General features: G+C 52.7%; 2 rRNA genes. Both read left to right on the forward strand.

Annotated features, from left to right (window positions below):
* The first annotated feature begins 96 nt into the window (after window positions 1-96).
* Window positions 97-2,818, forward strand: a 23S ribosomal RNA gene (locus tag JP75_RS24385).
* A gap of 101 nt (window positions 2,819-2,919) precedes the next feature.
* Window positions 2,920-3,035, forward strand: a 5S ribosomal RNA gene (gene rrf / locus JP75_RS24390).
* The last annotated feature ends 68 nt before the right edge of the window (window positions 3,036-3,103 follow it).

Here is a 3,103-nt window from a genome sequence, read left to right on the forward strand (position 1 = left end):
TCAGGCCTTTGCAAGGAAACCAATCCGACGACGGAGGCAAGTTGGCGTACAAGAGCGCTGACTGCTGATGATGTTGCGGACATTGGTAATGAGAACGATCAAGCGTCTTAAGTGCATCTAGTGGATGCCTTGGCGTGTGCAGGCGATGAAGGACGTAATACGCTGCGATAAGCCTCGGGGAGCTGCGAATAAGCTTTGATCCGGGGATTTCCGAATGGGGAAACCCGACCATTTAGGTCACCCGAAAGGGAGCTAACCCAGGGAACTGAAACATCTAAGTACCTGGAGGAAAGGACATCAAACGAGACTCCGTTAGTAGTGGCGAGCGAACGCGGACCAGGCCAGTGGCCTGTGGGTAAGAACGGGAAGGACTTGGAAAAGTCCGCCATAGTGGGTGATAGCCCCGTACCGGTAGAAAGCTCATAGGTCCTCGAGTAAGGCGGAACACGTGAAATTCTGTCTGAACATGGGTAGACCACTATCCAAGCCTAAGTACTCGCACACGACCGATAGCGAACCAGTACCGTGAGGGAAAGGTGAAAAGCACCCCGACGAGGGGAGTGAAATAGTACCTGAAACTGGATGCATACAAACAGTCGGAGCCCGCAAGGGTGACGGCGTACCTCTTGTATAATGGGTCATCGACTTAGTCTGTCTAGCAAGCTTAAGCCGTTAGGTGTAGGCGCAGCGAAAGCGAGTCTGAATAGGGCGTTAAGTTAGACGGATTAGACCCGAAACCAAGTGATCTAGGTATGAGCAGGCTGAAGGTAAGGTAACACTTACTGGAGGGCCGAACCCACGTCTGTTGAAAAAGACGGGGATGACTTGTTCCTAGGGGTGAAAGGCCAATCAAACTTGGAAATAGCTGGTTCTCCGCGAAAGATATTTAGGTATCGCCTCAGACGAATACCTCGGGGGGTAGAGCACTGGATGGGCTAGGGGGTCTCACCGACTTACCAAACCTAACCAAACTCCGAATACCCGAGAGTACTATCTGGGAGACAGACGGTGGGTGCTAACGTCCATCGTCAAAAGGGAAACAACCCTAACCTACAGCTAAGGTCCCCAAGTCATAGTTAAGTGGGAAAGCATGTGGGATTACTTAGACAACCAGGAGGTTGGCTTAGAAGCAGCCATCCTTTAAAGATAGCGTAACAGCTCACTGGTCAAGTGATCCTGCGGCGAAGATGTACCGGGTCTAAAACTATGCACCGAAGCTTAGGGTTTACACTTATGTGTAAGCGGTAGCGGAGCGTTCCGTAAGCCTGCGAAGCGGTACCTGTGAGGGGCCGTGGAGGTATCGGAAGTGCGAATGATGACATGAGTAGCGACAAAAAGTGTGAGAGACACTTTCGCCGAAAGTCCAAGGGTTCCTGCGCAATGCTAATCAGCGCAGGGTTAGCCGGCCCCTAAGTCGAGGCAGAAATGCGTAGACGATGGGAACCACGTTAATATTCGTGGGCCTGGTGGTAGTGACGGATCGCGCAGAGCTATATCCCCTTATCGGATTGGGGGTGTAGTGAGCCGGTTCCAGGAAATAGCTCCACCAACATAGACCGTACCCTAAACCGACACAGGTGGACTGGTAGAGTATACCAAGGCGCTTGAGAGAACTATACTGAAGGAACTCGGCAAATTGCACGCGTAACTTCGGGATAAGCGTGACCTCATATTGGGCAACCAGTATGGGGTGTCACAAAAGAGGGGGTGGCGACTGTTTATCAAAAACACAGGGCTCTGCGAAGATGCAAATCGACGTATAGGGTCTGACGCCTGCCCGGTGCCGGAAGGTTAAAAGGAGAGGTTAACGCCTTGAATTGAAGCCCCGGTAAACGGCGGCCGTAACTATAACGGTCCTAAGGTAGCGAAATTCCTTGTCGGGTAAGTTCCGACCTGCACGAATGGCGTAACGACTTCCCCACTGTCTCCAGTATAGACTCAGCGAAATTGAATTCCCCGTGAAGATGCGGGGTTCCTGCGGTCAGACGGAAAGACCCCATGAACCTTTACTATAGCTTTGCGCTGGCACTTGTGTCGGCATGTGCAGGATAGGTGGTAGGCTTTGAAGCCAGGGCGCCAGCCTTGGTGGAGCCGCAAGATGAGATACCACCCTTATCGTCATAGGTGTCTAACCGCGGCATAACAGTGTCCGGGACAGCGCATGGTGGGTAGTTTGACTGGGGCGGTCGCCTCCCAAAGAGTAACGGAGGCGCGCGATGGTGGGCTCAGGACGGTCGGAAATCGTCCGCTGAGTGCAATGGCATAAGCCTGCCTGACTGCGAGACTGACAAGTCGAGCAGAGACGAAAGTCGGTCATAGTGATCCGGTGGTCCCGTGTGGAAGGGCCATCGCTCAACGAATAAAAGGTACTCTGGGGATAACAGGCTGATAATGCCCAAGCGTCCATAGCGACGGCATTGTTTGGCACCTCGATGTCGGCTCATCACATCCTGGGGCTGGAGCAGGTCCCAAGGGTATGGCTGTTCGCCATTTAAAGTGGTACGTGAGCTGGGTTCAGAACGTCGTGAGACAGTTCGGTCCCTATCTGCCGTGGGTGTTGGAATATTGAGAGGAGCTGTCCCTAGTACGAGAGGACCGGGATGGACGAACCTCTGGTGGACCTGTTGTGGCGCCAGCCGCATTGCAGGGTAGCTAAGTTCGGAAGGGATAACTGCTGAAAGCATCTAAGCAGGAAGCCCCCCTCAAAACGAGTATTCCCTATCAGAGCCGTGGAAGACCACCACGTTGATAGGCCGGGTGTGGAAGAGCAGCAATGCTTGAAGCTTACCGGTACTAATAGCTCGATCGGCTTGATCGTTCTCATTAATCAATGTCCGTAACCGGACAATCCTTGCCGAAGCAAACGCTTCAGCGAAATCAGTTCAAAAAACCAAAATCACGCAACGTGTTTTTCGCTGACCTTGTGGTTCTTGCGAGGGGCCCAGGACCCGATCCCATCCCGAACTCGAACGTCAAATCCCTCCGCGCCAATGGTACTAAGTCTCAAGACTTGGGAGAGTAGGTCACTGCAAGGTCTGCTAAAAACACAGGTCTCAATACGATACAAAACTAAAAGCCTCCGCCAAAAGCGGAGGCTTTTTGC

This window comes from Devosia riboflavina (assembly GCF_000743575.1).
GTDB classification, from domain to species: Bacteria; Pseudomonadota; Alphaproteobacteria; order Rhizobiales; family Devosiaceae; genus Devosia; species Devosia riboflavina.